The sequence below is a fragment of the Nocardioides salsibiostraticola genome (genome assembly GCF_054783655.1).
In genome coordinates this window covers 206427-225835 of the sequence record NZ_BAAGQD010000027.1, presented here as the reverse complement: position 1 = coordinate 225835, position 19409 = coordinate 206427, and the positions used below count along the sequence as shown (strand labels likewise).

19 protein-coding genes and 1 riboswitch are annotated in these 19409 nt (G+C 69.1%); of the genes, 9 read left to right on the top strand and 10 right to left on the bottom strand.

What is annotated here, in order from left to right:
- Positions 1 to 194: 194 nt before the first annotated feature.
- Entirely contained in the window at positions 195 to 1061 is an 867-nt protein-coding gene (locus ACYVLV_RS18875; RefSeq protein WP_460812778.1) for a hypothetical protein, read from the bottom strand.
- Between the two features lie 138 nt (positions 1062 to 1199).
- On the opposite strand from ACYVLV_RS18875, the gene ACYVLV_RS18870 reads away from it, so the two are divergent.
- Positions 1200 to 1544 (top strand): YciI family protein, encoded by a 345-nt coding sequence (locus tag ACYVLV_RS18870; protein WP_460812775.1) that lies wholly within the window; start codon positions 1200 to 1202, stop codon positions 1542 to 1544.
- 37 nt (positions 1545 to 1581) lie between these two features.
- The gene (locus ACYVLV_RS18865) at positions 1582 to 2811 is read left to right on the top strand and encodes an RNA polymerase sigma factor (RefSeq protein ID WP_460812773.1); all 1230 of its coding nucleotides are present in this window, start codon (positions 1582 to 1584) and stop codon (positions 2809 to 2811) included.
- On the opposite strand, the gene ACYVLV_RS18860 is transcribed toward ACYVLV_RS18865, so the two are convergent.
- From ACYVLV_RS18860 to ACYVLV_RS18835, 6 genes are all read right to left on the bottom strand, one after another.
- Complete coding sequence (locus ACYVLV_RS18860) at positions 2808 to 2945, bottom strand: hypothetical protein (protein WP_460812771.1); 138 nt, start codon at positions 2943 to 2945, stop codon at positions 2808 to 2810. The genes ACYVLV_RS18865 and ACYVLV_RS18860 overlap by 4 nt on opposite strands.
- A 417-nt stretch (positions 2946 to 3362) precedes the next feature.
- Positions 3363 to 3638, bottom strand: coding sequence for a MoaD/ThiS family protein (locus tag ACYVLV_RS18855; RefSeq protein ID WP_460812767.1), 276 nt, complete (start codon positions 3636 to 3638; stop codon positions 3363 to 3365).
- 48 nt (positions 3639 to 3686) lie between these two features.
- Entirely contained in the window at positions 3687 to 5003 is a 1317-nt protein-coding gene (gene thrC, locus ACYVLV_RS18850; protein ID WP_460812763.1) for a threonine synthase, read from the bottom strand.
- 9 nt (positions 5004 to 5012) lie between these two features.
- Positions 5013 to 5157, bottom strand: a riboswitch (SAM riboswitch).
- Between the two features lie 87 nt (positions 5158 to 5244).
- Entirely contained in the window at positions 5245 to 6090 is an 846-nt protein-coding gene (gene otsB / locus ACYVLV_RS18845; RefSeq protein WP_460812759.1) for a trehalose-phosphatase, read from the bottom strand.
- A gap of 77 nt (positions 6091 to 6167) precedes the next feature.
- Positions 6168 to 6617 (bottom strand): LytR C-terminal domain-containing protein, encoded by a 450-nt coding sequence (locus ACYVLV_RS18840; RefSeq protein WP_460813088.1) that lies wholly within the window; start codon positions 6615 to 6617, stop codon positions 6168 to 6170.
- Between the two features lie 66 nt (positions 6618 to 6683).
- Entirely contained in the window at positions 6684 to 6995 is a 312-nt protein-coding gene (locus ACYVLV_RS18835; protein WP_460812755.1) for a DUF3263 domain-containing protein, read from the bottom strand.
- A 128-nt stretch (positions 6996 to 7123) separates the two neighbouring features.
- On the opposite strand from ACYVLV_RS18835, the gene ACYVLV_RS18830 reads away from it, so the two are divergent.
- The 5 genes from ACYVLV_RS18830 to ACYVLV_RS18810 all read left to right on the top strand — a co-directional run bounded on the left by ACYVLV_RS18830 (position 7124) and on the right by ACYVLV_RS18810 (position 14461).
- Complete coding sequence (locus ACYVLV_RS18830; RefSeq protein WP_460812753.1) at positions 7124 to 8548, top strand: alpha,alpha-trehalose-phosphate synthase (UDP-forming); 1425 nt, start codon at positions 7124 to 7126, stop codon at positions 8546 to 8548.
- 81 nt (positions 8549 to 8629) lie between these two features.
- Complete coding sequence (locus tag ACYVLV_RS18825; RefSeq protein WP_460812751.1) at positions 8630 to 9814, top strand: alpha/beta fold hydrolase; 1185 nt, start codon at positions 8630 to 8632, stop codon at positions 9812 to 9814.
- A 79-nt stretch (positions 9815 to 9893) separates the two neighbouring features.
- Positions 9894 to 11240: an MFS transporter gene (locus tag ACYVLV_RS18820; protein ID WP_460812748.1), complete on the top strand. Its 1347-nt coding sequence runs from the start codon at positions 9894 to 9896 to the stop codon at positions 11238 to 11240.
- Entirely contained in the window at positions 11237 to 12712 is a 1476-nt protein-coding gene (locus tag ACYVLV_RS18815) for a pyridoxal phosphate-dependent decarboxylase family protein (RefSeq protein WP_460812746.1), read from the top strand. Before ACYVLV_RS18820 ends, ACYVLV_RS18815 begins: the two co-directional genes overlap by 4 nt.
- Before the next feature lie 264 nt (positions 12713 to 12976).
- Positions 12977 to 14461 carry a pyridoxal phosphate-dependent decarboxylase family protein gene (locus ACYVLV_RS18810; protein WP_460812743.1) on the top strand — a complete coding sequence of 495 codons (1485 nt, stop codon included), beginning with the start codon at positions 12977 to 12979 and terminating at the stop codon, positions 14459 to 14461.
- Here the strand turns inward: ACYVLV_RS18810 and ACYVLV_RS18805 are convergent.
- From ACYVLV_RS18805 to ACYVLV_RS18795, 3 genes are read right to left on the bottom strand one after another with little or no spacing between them, the layout of a single operon-like run.
- Complete coding sequence (locus ACYVLV_RS18805) at positions 14458 to 15426, bottom strand: carbohydrate kinase family protein (RefSeq protein ID WP_460812741.1); 969 nt, start codon at positions 15424 to 15426, stop codon at positions 14458 to 14460. The two genes, ACYVLV_RS18810 and ACYVLV_RS18805, sit on opposite strands and share 4 nt — an antisense overlap.
- Complete coding sequence (locus ACYVLV_RS18800) at positions 15423 to 16079, bottom strand: class II aldolase/adducin family protein (protein ID WP_460812739.1); 657 nt, start codon at positions 16077 to 16079, stop codon at positions 15423 to 15425. The genes ACYVLV_RS18805 and ACYVLV_RS18800 overlap by 4 nt, the downstream gene beginning before the upstream one ends.
- Complete coding sequence (locus ACYVLV_RS18795; RefSeq protein ID WP_460812737.1) at positions 16076 to 16741, bottom strand: TetR/AcrR family transcriptional regulator; 666 nt, start codon at positions 16739 to 16741, stop codon at positions 16076 to 16078. The genes ACYVLV_RS18800 and ACYVLV_RS18795 overlap by 4 nt, the downstream gene beginning before the upstream one ends.
- Positions 16742 to 16811: 70 nt before the next feature.
- Between ACYVLV_RS18795 and ACYVLV_RS18790 the strand changes: the two genes are divergently transcribed.
- Both ACYVLV_RS18790 and ACYVLV_RS18785 read left to right on the top strand, forming a co-directional pair.
- Positions 16812 to 18341: a flavin monoamine oxidase family protein gene (locus ACYVLV_RS18790; protein WP_460812734.1), complete on the top strand. Its 1530-nt coding sequence runs from the start codon at positions 16812 to 16814 to the stop codon at positions 18339 to 18341.
- A complete protein-coding gene (locus ACYVLV_RS18785; RefSeq protein ID WP_460812732.1) occupies positions 18338 to 19402 on the top strand; it encodes an SMP-30/gluconolactonase/LRE family protein in 1065 nt (354 codons plus the stop codon). The genes ACYVLV_RS18790 and ACYVLV_RS18785 overlap by 4 nt, the downstream gene beginning before the upstream one ends.
- Positions 19403 to 19409: the final 7 nt, after the last annotated feature.

Sequence of the window (19409 nt, the reverse complement as noted above, 5' to 3'; positions counted from 1 at the left end):
GACGCTGCTGATCTCAACTCCCCGGATCGGGGTGGTGGCACTCTCATGCTGAGAGTGCCAACTCAAGTTTTAGCACTCGGCAGGGTCGAGTGCAAACGCCAGCCCCCGTCATCTCGCGAGTCGGCGCTAGTTTTCGAAGTAGCGCCGACTGGAGCCTCTACGAGCGTCAAGTTGCGCCGACTCGGCGGTGGGTACTACTCGTCGGGGTGGCCGAAGCGATCGCGCAGCACGTTGCGCTTGTTGCTGCCCTCGTCGTTGACGCCCTTCTCGATGATCACCAGGTTGTGGAAACAGTGCACGGCGACCACGTGTCGGTCGGAGTACGACGGGGCGTAGTCCTCGTCGAGGAACTCCTCGTGGTTGAGCCCGTCGATCAACTGTCGGACCAGCCACATCGTCGTACCCTCCGCGTCTCGATCGATCTGGCCGCCCCACTCGGGCCAGTACGACGTCTGGGTGTCCTCGATGGCGTAGACCGCCCCGTCGGGCAGCAGCGGGAACAACATCGCGAAGGTGGCGATGATGTCGGCGGGGACGTGGCTGCCGTCGTCGATGACGACCATCGGGGCACCTTCGTCCTCGATGATCTGGTGCAGCACCGACTCGTCGGTCTGCGAGCCGATCACCGTGCGCACCCGGGGCTCGTCCACGAAGGACTTGTCCTCGATGTCGAGCCCGATGATCTGGGCCTGCGGGAAGAACCACTTCCACATCCGCAGGGAGCCGCCACCCTTCTGGTAGCGGTCGTAACCGCCGACGCCGATCTCCAGCACGGTGATCGCCTCACGCCGCAGGTGCCTGAAGTAGCGCTGGTAGTGCGGGGTGTAGAAGTGCGTCCCGTGCTTGTCGGTGCGGAACTCCGTCGCGAGTTCGGTCAGGTTCATCTGCCGCAGACGCCGTCGCTCCTTCTGCCCCTTGGTGAGGTACGTCTGATCCTGGGCGCCCTTGGACAGTCCCCCACCCCCTTTGTTGCCACCCTTCTTGCCACTCTGCTTGGCGGGTGACTCCTCCGCTGCGGCAGGGGGTGCTGACTTCTCGGGCTTACGTCCAGGCGATCTCACGGGGACACCTTAGGAGGTCGACGACCGGCTCAGCGCACACGTTCAACGAAGTTTCCTCGAGATCGCTGTCGAAATGCCCTCCCCTCAGCCGTCATCGAGGTGTCAGACTCAGTCACCTCCTCACAGTTTGGGCCCGCTATGACGTCCTACCTTCTTCTCATCCACGGCGACGAATCCGCCTACGACACCATGACCGAAGACGCGCTGAACCATCTGATGGGCAAGCACGGAGAGTTCACCGAGGCGCTGACCAGCCGCGGGCACTCGATCGTCGCGGCCGCCGAACTCACCTCCGCGAAGGAAGCCACCGTCTTCCGCGGCCCGCAGTCGATCACCGAGGGTCCGTACGCCGAGACCGCAGAACAGATCGGCGGGTTCTACTTCGTGGAGACCGACAACCGTCAGGACTTCCTCGAGTGCGCGCGCATCCTCGCCGAGGTGCACCCCGACCTCGAGATCCGGGCCGGCGCCGAGCACGGCTGAGGCCGCGCCTCCAGACAAGCCAGACACATTGGACACGTTGGATGCGCTCGAGACGACCTGTCGCGACGAGTGGGGCCGGTTGCTGGCCCTGCTCGTTGCGCAGTACCGGCGCCTGGACCTCGCCGAGGATGCCCTCGGCGACGCCTTCGAGGCCGCTGCCCGGCGCTGGCCGGTGGACGGCGTACCCGACAACCAGCCGGCGTGGTTGCTCACCGCTGCCCGTCGGCGGGCGGTGGACCGGTTGCGCCGGGAATCCGTGGCCACCGACAAGTTCCCGCTGCTGGTCGTCGAGGCCGGGCTGCAGGAGCGGAGCGCGCGCGTCGTGTTGCCGGCAGGAGATCAGGGAGGTGTGGAGGTCATCGACGAGCGTCTGCGCCTGGTGTTGTTGTGCGCCCACCCCACTCTTGCGCCGGAGTCAGCGGCGGCCCTGACGCTGCGGTTGGTGATGGGTGTGCCGACCGCGGACATCGCCCGACTCTTCCTCGTCTCCCCCGCCACCATGTCGGCCCGCCTCACCCGCGCCCGTAAGCGACTGGTCGGCCAGGACTTCACCATCCCGGTCGGCCCCGCTCTCCTGACCAGGGTCGGCGCGGTGGCCGACATCGCCTACCTGGCGTTCACCGCCGGTTACGCCCCCGGCACCGGACAGGACGTCCTACGGGTCGATCAGGCCGGTGAGGCGATCCGCCTGGTCCGGGTGATCCGGGAGGTGGTGCCGCCCCAGGCCACCGTCGGTCCTGATCTGGACGCCCTGTTGGCCCTGATGCTGTTGCAGCACTCCCGCCGCGAGGCCCGCGTGGGTTCTGACGGTGGGTTGGTGCTGCTCTCCGATCAGGATCGCCGGCGTTGGTACGCCGGGGAGATCGACGAGGCCGTGGCGCTCCTCAGCCCGTGGGTGCACGCCCCGGGGACGGCGTACCTTCTCCAGGCGCTGATCGCGGCTGAACACGCCCTCGCCCGCGACGCCGCGTCGACGGATTGGCCCCGCATCTGCGAGAGGTACGCCGAGTTGGAGGCGCTCACCGCGTCACCGGTCGTGCGTCTGAACCACGCGGTCGCGCGAGCCGAGGCGGATGGGCCGGAGACGGGTCTGCGGATGCTGGAGGGGTTGAGCCTGCCCGGGCACCGGTTGCCCGCGGCCCGCGCCGAGTTGCTGCTGCGCAGCGGGGCGGTCGAGGCCGCGAAGGTGTCCTTCAGGGAGGCCATCGACCTCTGCGCGAATGCGGCCGAGAGCGATCATCTGGCCCGACGGATGACCTGCTGCTAGCGCGGCAGGGTGACGCTGGTGATGTCCCCGGCGTCGATCCGGGCCGTGGTCGTGGAGCCCTGCCCGTCGGTGAACCGGACGGTCCGCGCGAAGGGGGTGCCGTTTGGTCCGGCTCGTTGCCCAGCGAGAGCCACTTCACCGGGACTCCGGCCTCCAGCAGGGTGCGCGCCTGACTCACCAGCATGTCCCCGTACGACGTCTCGGCGTCGGTGCGCAGCGCACCTCCTCGCAGCGTCCCGGTGGTCTTCATCTCCGCCGGCGCGGACCAGGCGACGGCGTTGACGGCCAGGTCGTCGCCCACGAGCGGCGCGATCTCCTCAAGCAGAAGCGCAGCCGCGGCCTGGGGGCCGGGTGTGCCTGGGTGCCGTCCCAGCGCCAGGTCCACAGGGTCGGGCTGAAGTCGGTCGACGACAGGGGCAGACGCGCGAGGTTGAGGTGGGCGCCGTAGCGGTCGGTGGGGTCGAAGAGGGCCCGGATCGCGGGCCGGTTCCCCGTGAGGAGCCCAACCGAGAGCCGATGCTAGCGTCCCGCGAGCCCGCGCCGCTGAGTTTTCAGCCGCCCGCGACCGCCGGGATGATGGAGACCTGGGAGCCAGCCGGGGTGGCGGTGTCGAGGTCGTCGAGGAACCGCACGTCCTCGGAGCCGACGTAGACGTTGACGAACCGACGCAGCTTGCCGTTGTCGTCCAGGACGCGGGCGCTGATCCCGGCGTACTGACTCTCGAGATGCGCCAGGACGCCGCTGAGGGTCTCACCCTCGGCGGTGACCTCGGACTCGCCGCCGGTGTAGGTGCGCAGGATCGTGGGGATGCGGACAGACACACTCATGGGTTCTCCTCGTTCGGTGGTCTCGACCAGCAGGCCGGATACAGCAGGCTAGATCCCGGTCGCGACGAAGGCGTCGTAGGACGGATCGATGGTGGCGCGGGCCCCCACCGAGTCGGCGACGGCGTCGAGGGTCTTCAGACCCATGCCGGTGTTGATCACGACGGTCTCGGCGGTCGGGTCGAGCTGGCCGGTCTCCACGAGCTTCTTCAGTACGCCGACCGTGGTGCCGCCGGCGGTCTCGGTGAAGATGCCCTCGTTGCGGGCGAGCAGCAGGATGCCCTCGCGCACCTCGTCGTCGGTGATGTCCTCCACCGCGCCGCCGGTGCGGCGGCAGACGTCGAGGACGTAGATGCCGTCGGCGGGGTTCCCGATGGCCAGGGACTTGGCGATCGTGTCGGGCTTGACCGGGCGGATCGCGTCGACGCCGGCCTTGTAGGCGACGCTGACCGGGGAGCAACCGGTGGCCTGCGCGCCGAAGACCTTGTAGGGCTTGTCCTCGACCAGGCCGAGGGTGATCAGCTCCTGGAAGGCCTTGTCCACCTTGGTCAGCTGGGAGCCGGAGGCGACCGGGATGACGATCTGGTCGGGCAGCCGCCAGCCGAGCTGCTCGGCGATCTCGTAGCCCAGGGTCTTGGAGCCCTCGGCGTAGAACGGCCGGACGTTGACGTTCACGAACGCCCAGCCCTCCTGCTCGCCGGCGATCTCCGAGGCGAGCTTGTTGACGTCGTCGTAGTTGCCGTTCACCGCGACCAGCGAGTCGGTGTAGACCGCGGAGTTGACCTGCTTGGGCTTCTCCAGGTTGCTGGGGATGAACACCACGGTCTTGATCCCGGCCCGCGCACCGGCGGCGGCGACCGCGTTGGCCAGGTTGCCGGTGGAGGGGCAGGCGAAGACCTTGGACTTGAACTCGACCGCGGCGCTGAGCGCACAGGCGACCACGCGGTCCTTGAAGGAGTTCGTCGGGTTGGTCGAGTCGTCCTTGACCCACAACTTGGTCATGCCGAGCTCGGCGGCCAGGTTGCGCGCCTCGAGCAGTCGGGTGAACCCGGGCTCCATGTTGGGGCTCTGCTCGATGTCGTCCGGCACGGGCAGCAGCGCCTTGTAGCGCCAGATGTTGGCCGGACCGGCGGCGATCTCCTCGCGGGTTATCGCCGGGAAGTCGTAGGCGACCTCGAGGGGGCCGAAACACTCCGGACAGGCGTAGTGCGGTCCGAGGGCGACCTGGTGGCCGCACTCCCGACAGGCCAGGTTGGTGGCGTTCCCGAAGGCACCGGGGCGAAGGATCGGACCCTGACTGGAACCCTGACTCGAACCCGGCTCGGCTCCGGGGTTCTCGACGTTCTGCTCGACACTAAGGGCGCTCATGAATCCTCCTTCTCATCTTCCCCGGGCGAATCTCGCGGTCGGGACGGAATTAGCACCGTTTCCGCGACCGTCCGACAACTGGTCGGAACAGGGATCTCTCGCGGCGGTTGCCGGGACGTCGACGGGCCGTACCCTCAGTCCCTCTTGATGAGCTGTTCCGAGATTAGATGAATTCGTCTCACAATGTGTACTCGGGTATCACATGTTGGACGTGGCCTGTGCCACGTTCGCCCTGTGACGGTCAGTGACGGGCGGCGCGAACGTCGCGAAGGAACGTCTCGAGCAGCGCGAGTACGCCGTCCGGCCCGTCGACCACGATGTCCACCAGCGATCGCAGCGGGCTGGTGAGTGAGGCGTCGGAGCTGACCCGCAGCGTCGCGAGCCCCGCCCCGGCCAGATCATCGAGCGCCTCGAAGGCCTCGATGTCGCCCAGATCGTCACCGGCGAACAGGAAGCCGCTCACCCCGGTGTCCGCGACCAGTTCGCGGATCGCGTGACCCTTGTGGGTCCCGGCACCGCGGACCTCGACGACCTGCTTGCCCGGCTCCACGCTCAGATCGTGGCGCTCAGCCAGGTCGCGCAGTTCGGGAAGCACTCGCTCGAAGGTCTCCTGCGGATCAGGGAGCCTCCGGGTGTGGATGGCTACGGCCAGTCCCTTGCGTTCGACGAAGGCCTCGGCCGCCCCGACCCGCTCGAGCACCCCGGGCAGTTCCTCCTCGAAGGCGGCCAGCCCCGCGGGCGGAGCAGCGCTCTGGATCCGCCGATCCGAGGAGGACCAGCGCTCGTTGCCGTACTGGCCCACGACGTAGAGGTGTCGGTCGGCGGCCTCCAGTGCGTCACCCAGCTTCTCGAACCCGCCGAGATCGATGGCCTGTTGGGCCGGGCGACCGGTGACCACCGCCACCGCTGCGACCTCCCCGGCCAGGTCGAGCAGGATTCGCCGGGCCCCGGGATGGATGGTCGCGGCCTCCGGGTCCTCCACGATGTGGGCCAGGGTGCCGTCGAAGTCCAGTCCGATCACCGACGTGGCAGCGGCCTGGACCAGGGCGGCGTACTTCGCCTCGCTGTTCGGTCCGTCCTCGTCCACGGCCCTCACTCAACCATGTGACGTCTGGGGCACCTCGCAGGGCTGTACGCCGGTCCGGCCGATACCCGAGGCGTCGGTCAGTTCAGCTCGCCGGTGAGGATCAGCGTGAGCCGGTCGCTGCGCATCGGATCCACCGCGGTGTTGGTCCGGTCGATGCCCAGATCCAGGGCGAGGAGTTCGCCGGCCCGCTTGAGTCGCGGCGGGTAGTAGACGGTCGTGGTCGGGATGGTCCCGACCCAGTTGTCGGAGCCCACGACCTGCCAGCCCGCTCCCGTGGCGCGCTCGGCCACTCCGCCGGCGAGTCCGGGGATGTTGGAGTTGTTGTAGACCTCGACGTAGATCTTGCCGCGCTTGATCGCGGGCGGTGTGGGCTTCGGCTTCGCCGTGGGCTTTTCGGTGAGAGGAGCAGCCGGGGTCGCGGTCGCCTGCGGCTGGGCCGCCGGGATGACCTCACGCTCGGTGGGCTCGGCGTTGCGGGTGGCCATGAAGGCCACAGCGGCCATGAACACCGCGATGATGCTGAGCATCACGACCGGGGAGGGGAAGACTGCGCTACGCGGCCGACGAGGGGGAAGACTCGAAGACATGGCGGCTCAGACCTCGAAGCCGAGGCGGCGAGCCGAACGCTGACGCTGACGCTGGGACCGCAGACGGCGCAGCCGGCGCACGAGCAGCGGGTCGACCTCGAGGGACTCGGGCCGGTCGATCAGCGCGTTGAGGACCTGGTAATAACGCGTCGAGCTCATGTCGAACTTCTCGCGGACCGCGGTCTCCTTGGCGCCGGCGTACTTCCACCACTGGCGCTCGAAGTCGAGGATGTCGCGGTCCCGCTCGCTGAGGGTGGACGTGGCCGTGTGGCCTAGGTCCTCGGGCCCGGTGTTCGGGTTCTCGCGTTGGGCTTCCATGCGTCCATCTCCCACAAGTCGTCGTCAGGGGCCACTCTAGACCGGAAACCACACGGATGTCATTCGCCTCGCGTGATCGTCGGGTCGCGCAGTTATCTCCCTGCCCTCGTTGCTTCTATGGTGGGCACGTGTCCGACCTCGTGATCGTCGCCAATCGCCTGCCCGTGGATCGCGTTGTGCTCAGCGACGGGACCCCTGGTTGGCGGCGCTCCCCCGGCGGGCTCGTCACGGCCATCGAACCGGTGATGCGCGCCAACGACGGATCCTGGATCGGCTGGCCAGGAGGCACCGAGCAGGACCTCGAACCGTTCGTCGACGACGGCATGCACCTGGTGCCGCTGGGGATGACCGCCGAGGAGATCGAGAACTTCTACGAAGGCTTCTCCAACGGAACCCTGTGGCCGCTCTACCACGATGTCGTGGCCAAGCCGGAGTTCCACCGTGAGTGGTGGGACTCCTATGTGTCGGTCAACCGGCGCTTCGCGCAGAAGGCGGCCGAGATCGCCTCGAAGAACGCCACCGTGTGGGTGCACGACTACCAACTCCAGCTGGTGCCGCAGATGCTGCGCGAGATGCGGCCGGACCTGCGGATCGGTTTCTACCTCCACATCCCCTTCCCCCCTGCGGAGCTGTTCCAGCAGTTGCCGTGGCGTCGCCAGATCCTCGAGGGACTGTTGGGCGCGGACCTGCTCGGCTTCCAACTCCCCGGCGGGGCGGGCAACTTCGTTCGGTTGGTGCGTCAGCGCGTGGGCCACAAGACCCACCGGGACCTGGTCTATCTCCCCGACGGCCGCACCGTGCGCGCAGCCGCCTTCCCGATCTCCATCGACGCCAAGGGGTTCCAGGAGCTGGCCCAGACCGACGCCGTGGCCGCTCGGGCTGCCGATATCCGCCAGGCGCTGGGCAACCCCCGCAAGATCTTCCTGGGCATCGATCGTCTGGACTACACCAAAGGCATCTTCGCCCGGCTTCGCGCGTTCAGCGAGTTGATCAAGGACGGACACTTCGACGTCGAGGACGCGGTGTTCGTGCAGGTCGCGGTCCCCTCACGGGAGCAGGTCGAGCAGTACCGCATCCTGCGTGACGAGATCGACCGCCTCGTCGGCCGCATCAACGGCGAGTTGGGCCGCATCGGTCGGCCCGCGATCTCCTACCTGCACTCCTCCTATCCCCGCGCTGAGATGGCGGCGCTCTACCGGGCCGCCGACATCATGTGCGTCACGCCGTACCGCGACGGGATGAACCTGGTGGCCAAGGAGTACGTCGCGTGCCGCTTCGAGGACGACGGAGCCCTGGTCCTCTCGGAGTTCGCGGGCGCCGCGGCGGAGCTGCGCCAGGCCTGGCTGGTCAATCCCTACGACATCAACGGCATGAAGGCCGCCATGCTCGAGGCCTACAACGCCGACGAGAAAGAGGTGACCCGGCGGATGCGCGCCATGCGCAAGACCATCAGCCAGCACGACGTCGCCGCCTGGGCCGACAGCTTCATGCTGGGGCTCTCCGAGGAGGGCGGTCCGCACGGGAAGACCGTCAGGCCCGCGCGACGATCCTGAAGCCCCGCCACCATCCCCGGGGGGCGGCCGCGGTCGTGGGCCTACCGACGAGAGTGCCCGTTCCGGGGGTAGATTCCCCCCATGGACTTGATCCCGAAACCTGATCAGGTCGTTGCGGCGGCCGGCAATGTGGCGCACAAGCTGTTCTACGGCGGCCTCGCCGACCTCCGCCCCATGCCGCGGACCCTGATCGACGAGGGCAACCTGCGCGAGGTCTACCACTACCGGCCCGCCGCCACCGCGCAACAGACCGGTGACCCGGTCCTGCTCGTGACCCCCCTCGCGGCACCGGCGATCTGCTTCGATCTACGCCGAGGGTGCTCGTTGGTCGAGCACTTCGTGAGGGGCGGGCGGCCGACGTACCTCGTGGAGTACGGCCAGGTCTCCTTCAAGGACCGCAACCTCGGGATGGAGCACTGGATCGACGAGGTCGTGCCGACCGCGATCCGGGAGGCCTCCGCGCACGCCGGGGGACGTCCGGTGCACGTGATCGGCTGGAGCCTGGGCGGGATCTTCTCGCTGCTGGCCGCCGCCGACAACCCCGACCTGCCGATCGCCTCGATCAGCGTCGTGGGGTCCCCGTTCGACGTGAGCCTGGTGCCGATCGTCGCGCCGCTGCGGCCACTGCTCAACCTCAGCGGCGGCGGGGGGTTGATCACCCGCGGCTACCAGGCCTTCGGCGGCGCCCCCAAGCCCCTGGTCAAGTGGGCCTTCCAGCTCTCGTCGTTCCAGAAGCTGGTGACCAAGCCGATCGCCATCGCGACCCACATCGACGACACCGAGTTCCTGGCGCAGATCGAGGCGGTCGATCACTTCACCGCCAACATGATCGCCTACCCCGGCCGCACCTTCGGGCAGCTCTACCACCGCTTCTTGAAGGGCAACGTCCTCAAGACCGGCAGCTTCGAACTCGACGAGCGCACCATCGCGATCAGTGAGATCAAGGCTCCCGTGCTGATCTTCGGCGGCGCCAACGACGGCATCGCACCCATCAAGGCCGTCCAGGCCGTGGCCCCGCTGCTGACCGGTTCGGAGGAGGTCCGCTTCGAGATCGTGCCGGGCGGACACCTGGGGATGCTCACCGGTCGCGCGGCGCGTCATACGACCTGGACCGTGATGGACGAGTGGATCTCGCAGTGGTCCGGCCCCGACGAGACACACGAACCGGGGGAATCCGCGGGCGAGCCCGGCGCCACGTCCGGGGACGAGATCGGCACCGGGAAGCGCCGCTACAGCTCGAAGGGCTCGCGGGCCCTGTCGAAGTAGGCCCCTGGGAGAAGCGCCGCCGAAGATGCCCGCCGCAAAGTAAAGAAATACCGGGCACCGTGCGATTAGGGTCACGCCCATGAGTACGACGGTCCCGGCCCCGGGCCTCACCAGGAGCGTCCGGTTCGGCTACGGATCCGGCTCGGTCGCGACCGGCGCGTTCGGCACGGTTCCGGGGCTGATGCTGCTGCCCTACCTGACCGACAGCCTCGGCATCGCCGCGCTGACGGCCGGGTTCATCGTGATCCTGCCCAAGGCCTGGGACGTCATCCTCAACCCGATCGCCGGGCGGATCAGCGACCGGCACCAGGACCCCCGCGGACCGCGGCGGCCGTTCCTGCTGCGCGCCGGGATCCCGCTGGCCATCACCTTCGCCCTCATCTTCGCCGCCCCCGACATGGGCTCCCAGGTCGCCGAGGCCGCCTGGGTGCTGGTGGCGTTCCTGGCCTGCGCCACGGCGTACGCGTTCTTCCAGGTGCCGTACGTCTCGATGCCGGCGGAGATGACCTCGTCCTACGACGAACGCACCCGCCTGATGACCTGGCGGGTGGCGATCCTCGCCTTCACGATCATGCTCGCCGGTGCCACGGCGCCGATCATCCGGGACGCGGTCGGCGGCCGGAACGGCTACCGGGTGATGGGCGTCGTGATGGCCCTGATCATCCTCGCCGGAGTGTTCAGCTCCTACCGCGGAACCCGTGACGCTCCCATCGGCGCGGTCAGCGCCGGAGCCGGGAGCCTGCGCGACCAACTACGCATCGTCGCCACCGCGCGTGACTTCCGACTGCTGTTGACCACCTTCATCCTCCAGGCCCTCGCGGTGGGCTGCATGCTGGCCGGCGTCGACTATCTCGCCGGGGACGTGCTGGGTCGCGACGGCGCCACGACGATCCTGTTCGTCTGCTTCGTCGGCCCCGCTCTGCTGCTGACCCCCGCGTGGTCGAACCTGGGCGGGCGGATCGGGAAGAAGCAGGCCTACATCGCCTCGTCGCTGGTGCTGGCGACCGGAGCCGCCCTGGCCGCGATCGCCCGCGTCACCCCCGACGGTTTCGTCTTCGCCGCTGTGGCCCTGGTGGGGGTCGGGTACGCCGGGTGTCAGGTCTTCCCCCTCGCGATGTTGCCCGACGCCGCAGCCGTCGATGCGCGGCGCACGGGATCGAACCGGGCGGGGGTCTACACCGGCGTGTGGACCGCCGGCGAAACCCTCGGGCTCGCCCTGGGCCCCGGACTGTTCGCGGTCATGTTGGCCATCGGCGGCTACCGCTCGAGCACGTCGGGCCAGGTCGAGCAGGTGCTGCAACCCGACTCGGCGCTCACCGCGATCACCGTCGGATTCTCCGTCATCCCCACCCTGCTGATCCTGCTCAGCCTCTGGTGGCTGTCCCGTTATTCACTGAACGCACTCGACGTCGAAGGAAACCCGTGAGTCATCACCCCACCCCTATCGGTGCCCGCCTGGACGCACTGCAGGCCGAGGATCTGCCGATCCACACCGGACGGACCCTGGCCTACGTCTACGACTCCGGTCTCGCCGAGGTCGACCGCCTGGCCGCGGCTGCGGTCGGGCAGTTCGCGGCGTCGAACGGCCTGGACCCCACCGCCTTCCCCAGCATGCTTCAGATGGAGAACGACCTGGTCGGGTTCGCCGGGCGGTTGCTCGACGCCCCCGAGGGGTACGTCGGTTCGGTGACGTCCGGCGGGACCGAGTCGGTGCTGTTGGCGGTGCAGGCGGCCCGCGACGGCGCGACCCTGCCGGCCGGGACCACGCCGGTGATGGTCCTGCCCGACACCGCGCACTCCGCGTTCCACAAGGCTGCTCACTACTTCGGGGTCGCGACCCGCGTGGTCCCCGCCGGTCCCGACTTCCGCGCGGACGTCGAGGCGACCCGAACGGCTCTCGACGAAGCCGGCGATGCAGTGGTCCTCGTGGTGACCAGCGCTCCGTCGTACGCGCATGGCGTGGTGGACCCGGTCACCGAGATCGCTGCCCTGGCCGCCGAGCGGGGCATCCGCTGTCACGTCGACGCGTGCATCGGCGGGATGGTGTTGCCGTACGCCGCGCGGCTGGGTCGCGAGGTCCGACCGTGGACGTTCGCGGTGGACGGGGTCACCTCGATCTCGGTCGACCTCCACAAGTACGGCTACACGCCCAAGGGCACCTCGATCCTGTTGCACCGCACCCCTGCGTTGCGGCGTACCCACTTCTTCGCCTGGGCCGACTGGCCCGGCTACACGATGCTGAACACCACGGTGCAGTCCACCAAGTCCGGTGGTCCACTGGCCGGCGCGTGGACGGTCGTCGAGACGATCGGGGACGAGGGCTATGAGTCGTTGTGCCGCGACACCTTCGAGGCGACCGACCGGATCGCGGCCGGCATCAAGGCCGCCTCCGCCCTGCGGCTGGTGGCCGAACCCGACTCGACCCTGATCGCCTTCACCACCGATGCCTCGTGTGACCCGTTCACCGTGGTGGACGAGATGAACGTGCGTGGGTGGTACGTCCAACCGCAGTTGTCCTACCTTGGCCAACCCGCCAACATCCACCTCTCGGTCAGCGCCGCCACCCTGCCCCACGTCGAGGAGTTCCTGACGGCGTTGGACGAGTCCGTCGCCGCCGCTGTCGAAGCTGGACCGGTCGAGGTCGACGCGGGGGTCGCGGCATACGTCGCCGCCCTGGACCCGCAGGGTCTGACCGATGCCGACTTCGACGGTCTCCTCCAAGCCGCGGGCCTGATCCCCGAGACACCGGTCGCGGGCGAATCGGGCGACAGCGGGGACACGTTGAGCCTCCCCACCCGGCGCGCGGGCATCAACGCCCTGCTCGACCTCGCCTCCCCCGCCCTGCGCGAAGCCGTCCTCATAGCCTTCCTCGATCGCCTCTCCCGCCCCACCCCCTAACCACGAAGTTCGCCAAATGGGGCTCCCAAGTTCGCCAAATGGGGCGCCGAGGTACGCCGAATGGGGTCGTGTCCCCATCTGACGAACTTCGTGTCCCCATCTGACGAACTTCGCGTCCCCATCTGACGAACTTCGTGTCCCCATCTGACGAACTTCGCGTCCCCATCTGACGAACTTCGCGTCCCCATCTGACGAACTTCGTGAGGAACAGCCATGGAGGGGTACGACGCACCTAGGGTGGGGGGTCTCGCCCCTGGAGGACATATGTCGGACGCGCTCGACCAGCTCAGAGAGCTGCAGGCCCAGGACCTCCCGATCCACGGGGGTCGGTCCTTGGCCTACGTCTTCGACTCGGGGCTCGAGGCGGTCCAACAGGTCGGCGCCCAGGCGGTGGCGGCGTACGCCGGGTCCAACGGTCTGGATCCCTCGGCCTTCCCGAGCATGCTGACCATGGAGAACGAGCTGGTCGGTTTCGCCTGCGACCTGGTCGAGGCACCACCCGAGGCGGTCGGAACGGTCACCTCCGGGGGCACCGAGTCGATCATGCTGGCCGTCCAGGGTGCGCGTGACGCGCGACCCGACATCAAGACCCCCAACATGATCCTTCCGGCGACCGCTCACGCGTCCTTCTTCAAAGCGGCCAACTACTTCAAGGTCGAGCTCCGGGTGATCTCGGTCGACGATCACTTCCGCGCCCAGGTGGGACCGATGGCGCAGGCGATGGACGACAACACCGTCCTGGTCGTCGCCTCGGCCCCCTCCTACGCCCACGGCGTCATCGACCCGATCGCGTGGCTCGGCGCGGCCGCCGCTTCGCGCGGCGTACCGCTGCACGTCGATGCCTGCATCGGCGGCTGGGTGCTGGCGTACGCCGACCGCATCGGGCGGGTCAAACCCTCCTGGAACTTCGCCGTCCCGGGGGTCTCCTCGATCTCGGTCGACCTACACAAGTACGGCTACACCCCCAAGGGCGCATCGATCCTGCTGCACCGCGATCCGGCCGGTCGTCGACCGACGTACTTCGCGAGCGCGGCGTGGCCCGGCTACACGATGATCAACACCACGATGCAGTCCACCAAGTCCGGCGGCCCCCTCGCGGGGGCCTGGGCAACGGTCAGGACCGTCGGTCACGAGGGGTACGCCGAGCTCGCCCGCGACTGCCTGGACGCCGTCGACCTCCTCGTCGCCGGCATCGAGAAGATCGACGGCCTCAGCCTGGCCGTGAAGCCTGACTCGACCCTCATCGCGCTGGTCGCCGACGAGACCTGCGATGTGTTCACCATCGCCGATGAGATGGTCGAGCGCGGGTGGTACGTCCAACCCCAGATGGCCTGGCGGCAGACCCCGCCCACGCTGCACCTCTCGGTCAGCGCCGCCACGCTGCCCCTGGTCGACGAGTGCCTGGAGACCCTGAGCACCGCGGTCGACGTGGCCCGCGAGACCGGTCCGGCCACGGTCGACTCCCAGGTCCTCGCGATCCTCCAGTCCTTGGTCCCCGAACACCTCACCGACGACGACTTCGACGCGCTGCTCGAGGCGGCCGGGCTCACCACCGAGGCTCAAGCAGCCAGCCCCACATCAACACCCGCCTCGGAGACCGTTCTCCCAGGCTCCCGTCTGCCCACGCGGATGGCCCCGATCAACGTGCTGCTCAACCGGGCCGCGCCGCGCCTACGGGAGGCGATCCTGGCGGCCTACCTCGACCGACTGTTCCGACCGGTCCGCACCGCGCGACCCGGTCCTCGCTAACCGACCGAGCTGACCGAGCGGACCGACCGAAGTACCCACTCCAGGTCGTAGGCGCCCGCGTCGGTGCCCAGGCCCCGCGCGACCTGAGCCGCCGTCGCGCATCCCAGCGCCGCCGCCTCGACCGGCGGATGGCCCAACGAGAGCCCTCGGAGGAAACCGGCGGAGAAGGCGTCACCGCATCCGGTGGTGTCGATCAGGTCCTCCGGGTCGATCACCAGCGCCGGCACCTCGGTCACTCCCACCCCGTCCACCACGAGCGCGCCCCGTGCGCCACAGGTGACCGCGACACACCCGGCCCCCGCGGCCACCAGAGTCTGGGCCCCCTCGACCAGGCTCTCGGTGCCCGTGAAGCCCAGCACCTGCTCGTCGTTGGGGAGCAGGTAGTCGGTCTCCGGCAACGCCGGCGCGATCCACGCCAGCATGTCTGGATCCCCGGGCGCGAGGATGTCCATGGATGTCGTGGCCCCCAGCGAGCGGGCCAACGCCAACAGTTCCGCGGCCGCCTCGCCGCCGAGGAACTCCGGTCCACCGAGGTGCAGGTGGGTGATACCGACCAGCGCCTCGCGATCCAGATCCTCGAGGGTGAACGCGCCGTTCGCGCCGATGCAGTGCCACGCCGGCCGGTCCCCGTTCGGCCGCACGGGGATGACCGACCCGGACGTCTGCGCGTCGTCCTTGCCCACCAGACCGGAAACATCCACGCCCTCGCGCTCCAGCAGCGTCCGCAGCAACTCACCCGACGGATCGGTCCCCACCGCACCGAAGGACAGCACGTCGGCACCGAGTCTGGACAGCACGAGGGCGGCGCCCCCCGCCGTACCAGCCGGGGAGAGGCGGATGGTGTCGACCAGCGCGCCGTCGGATCCCGGCGGGATCGATTCGATGCCGATCACATGCGTGTCGAGGACGTGTACGCCGACCGCGGCCACGCGCATGACGGGCCGGGGGATGGGGGGCTGATTCATGGGTTCTCCTGGACGGTGCCGTAGCCACGCTCGAGTGCGGCGAGGACCACCGCGGTCTGTTGTTCCTCGGTCAGGACACGGGGGGTCCCGAGCGTGCTGGCCCGGTGGTGCAGGGTCGCCAGCCACTCCAGCAGCAGGGCGTTCTCGACCGCTTGGTCGAGTCCGGCACCGATGGCGACCGAGCCGTGATTGGCCATCAGGGCCGCCTGTCGGCCGACCAGCGCCTCGCGGACGTTCTCGGCCAGTTCGCCCGTCCCGAAGGTGGAGTACGCCGCCACCCTGACCGGGCCACCGAGGGCCAGTTGTTGGTAGTGCAGCACCGGTAGTTCATCGAGGACACACGCCACGGCGGTCGAGTACGGCGCGTGGGTGTGCACCACCGCCCCCACCGCTCCGATCGGCCCGACGTACAGCCCCAGGTGCAGGTCGACCTCGGAGGTCGGGACCAACCGCCCCTCGAGAATCTCCCCGCTCAGGGACACCGCGGTCACGTCGTCGGGCCGGCAGTCGGCCAACACCACCCCGGTCCCCGTCACCCAGATCCGATCCCCCTCACGCAGGCTGAGGTTGCCGGCGGTGCCGACCAACAGGCCGGCCTCACCGAGCCGTCGGGCCGCGGTGGCGACCTGCTCGCGCGGCGTCGTCGAGGTCATCGAGTCGCACTCGCGGCGTACCGCTCGAGATAGGCGATCAGCATGCAGGTGCCCTCCTCGACCAGCGCGGGGTCGCCACCGGGATCGACCTCGTAGGCGAGCTGGAAGACCCGATCACCGATGTCGACGGCCAGTCGGGCCGCGAGCTCGGTCAGCTCGGGGCCGACCACCCCCGCGTCCACGGCGACGGCTCGGAGAGTCGCCGCCACCCGCTGGTTGTGTTGGCGTCCGAACTCGTGGACCGCGACGTTCGTGCGGCCGCGCAGATAGATCTCGACGAAGGCGCGGCGGCGGTCGTAGACAGCGACGAAGGCCCCCAGCGCCGTTCGGATGAACTGCTCCACGGTGGGCCGGCCGTGCTGCGCGATCAGGGCCCCGACGTCGGCGATCAGCTCCTCGTCCATCTCGGCCATGTCGCGTTCGGCCAACGCGAGAAGGACGCCCTCCTTGTCGGCGAAGTACTGGTAGAGCGAAGCCACCGGCACCTGGGCGTGGGTGGCGATCGCCCGCGTCGTCAGCGCCTCCACCCCCTGCTCGACCACCAGGACGGCGGCACTGTCCAAAAGGCGCGCGACGCGCTCCCGGCTGCGGACCTGTCGCGGCTCCCGCCGCCGGGTCGCGGGCTCGGGGGACCCGGGATCTGGTTGCGCTGCGCTGGACACGTGTCCGAGGGTAGGGTACGAATCGCAAACCTGACACACGTTTACGTTTATGGATCCATGGGGGCTCCTGATGAACGATCTGTACCCGCACCTGCCCGAGGATCTGTCCCGCCGAGGCCTCCTGGGTGGCGCCGCGTTGGGCGGGGTCGCCCTGGGCTCGGGTGCCTGGGCCGAACTCGCCGCCGACGCCGCCGGGCGTGGCCCGCGGGGCCTGCAGGGATCCCTCCCCCGCGAGGTCGACGTCGTGGTCGTCGGGGCCGGGATCGCCGGACTCGTGGCCGCCCGCAAGGTCGCCAGAAGCGGCCGCTCGGTGCTCCTCGTGGAGGCCCGCAACCGGGTGGGCGGCCGGGTGCTCAACCACCGCCTCGACGCCGGCGCCACGATCGAGGCCGGCGGCGCCTTCATCGGGCCGACCCAGAACCACATCGCCGGTCTGGCTCGGAACCTGAAGGTCAGGACCTTCGCGGAGTACAACACCGGCCGCAGCGTCTACATCTCCTCGACCACCGGCCGCCAGGAGTACTCCGGCACCGTCCCGCCGGATCCGACCATCCTCCCCGACGCCGCGATCCTGCTCCAGCGGATCGACACCTACGCCGCCGAGATCGCGGTCGACGCACCCTGGACCCATCCTCGCGCCCGGGAGTGGGACGCGATGACGCTGGGCGACTTCATCCGCCGCAACTCCCTGAACGCCGACGGCGTCGGCAACCTCATCAAGGCCTGGTCCCAACCCGGGTTCGGTGCCGACCCCGATGAGCTCTCCTTCCTCTTCACCCTCTGGTACGTCGCCTGCTCGGGCAACGAGCGCAACCCCGGGACGTTCGCCCGCAACTCCGAGACCGCCAACGGCGCCCAGGAACGTCGCTTCATCGGCGGCTCCCAACTCATCCCGCTACGGCTGGCCCGCCAACTCGGGGACATCGTGGCCCTGCGCGCACCGGTGCAGAAGATCGTGCAGCGCAACGGTCGCGCCATCGTGCACACCCGCCGCGGCACCGTGCGCGCCCAGCGCGTCATCGTGGCGGCCCCGCCGCCGTTGGTGCTCGACATCGACTGGTACCCCCAACTCCCGACCAAGCGTCGTCGTCTGATGAAGAGCCTCGAGATGGGCTCGCTGATGAAGTGCGACGCGGTCTACGCCAAACCGTTCTGGCGCGAGGCCGGGCTGAACGGCTTCGGGATCAGCGACGCCGGGGCGACCCGCGCGGTCTTCGACAACTCCCCTCCGGACGGGACTCCCGGAGTCCTACTCGCCTTCGTGGGTGGCTCCACCTGGGAGCGCGTCGGCCGGCTCCCCCGCGACCAACGTCGCCGGGAGGTGCTGGCCGGGTTCGCCGAGATGTTCGGCGATCAGGCGCTGCACCCCATCGAGTACACCGAACAGGACTGGACCCAGGAGCGCTGGACCCAGGGTGGCCCCACCGCCCTGCACACCGGCAACAGCTCCATGGTGCGCTTCGGTCCCGCCATCCGGCGGCCCCACGGTCGGGTGCACTGGTCGGGCACCGAGACCGCGACCTACTGGTCGGGCTACATGGACGGCGCGGTGCGCTCCGGAAAGCGCGCCGCCACCGAGGTCCTGGACCGGCTCCGATGAGGGCCCGTCTGCTGGTTCTCACCGCCGGTCTGGTTTGTGCTCTGGTCCTCCCCGCGGGGACCGCCCCGGCCGCGGCCCCACCGGCTTCCCCGCCCAAGTGGACCACCTCGGTGTTCTCCCTGGTCGGCTCACCGGGCTACCCGGCGTACGTGATGAAGCACCGCAACAGCCGGGTGTACGCCGGCACCTACGTCAACTCAGACTCGACGGCCCGCTCGCGGGTGCGCGAATGGACCCAGCAAGGTCGACTGCTGCGTTCCTGGGCGGTGCCCGGGCAGATCCGCGACGGCTCCCACGGCATCCAGGTCGCCAACCAGACCCGCGACGGCAAACTGATCCTGCTGGAGACCTCCCGTCGGGCCATCATGACCCTCGACACCGACACCGGGCGCTTCCGCACCATCGCGCGGCTTCCCGCCGGAGCGGTCCCGAACTACGCGACCTGGGGGCCGAAGAAGGCGCTCTACGTGACCGACTACGCCCAGGGAGTGATCTGGAAGGTCAAACGGAACCGGAAGGTCAAACGCTGGTTCGCCTCCCCCGCCCTGCAGGGCGTCGGCGGGTTCGGCACCACCGGCATCGGCTTCCGCACCGGTCCCAACAAGCACGACCTCCTGATCAGCCAACAGACCAGCGGCAGCGGACCCGCCGACCCCACGAGGGGCTACCTCTACAGTCTGGCGGTGCGACCGCGCGGCGCCCCGGGACGGTTGAAGGTGCTCTGGACCTCGCGGTCCACCGATCTGCCCGACGGCTTCGGCATCGGCCGCTCCGGACACATCTATCTGGCCAACGTCGGCCTCACCAACCAGTTGGTCGAACTGACCGCACAGGGGGTCGAGATCGACCGGTTCCCCCGTGCCCCGTTCAGCGGCGAGAACGGGTCCCCGGTTCCGTTCGACAACCCGTCGAACATGACCTTCGACGGCACCAGCGTCCTGGTGGCCAACCAGTCCGCGATCGCCGGCGACCCCTCCCACCAGGCGATCCTGCGGGTGGAGATCGGCGAGCGGGGACGGCCGACGTACCTCCCCCGGAAGGCGTACTTCTTCAAGCGGTGACGGGCGC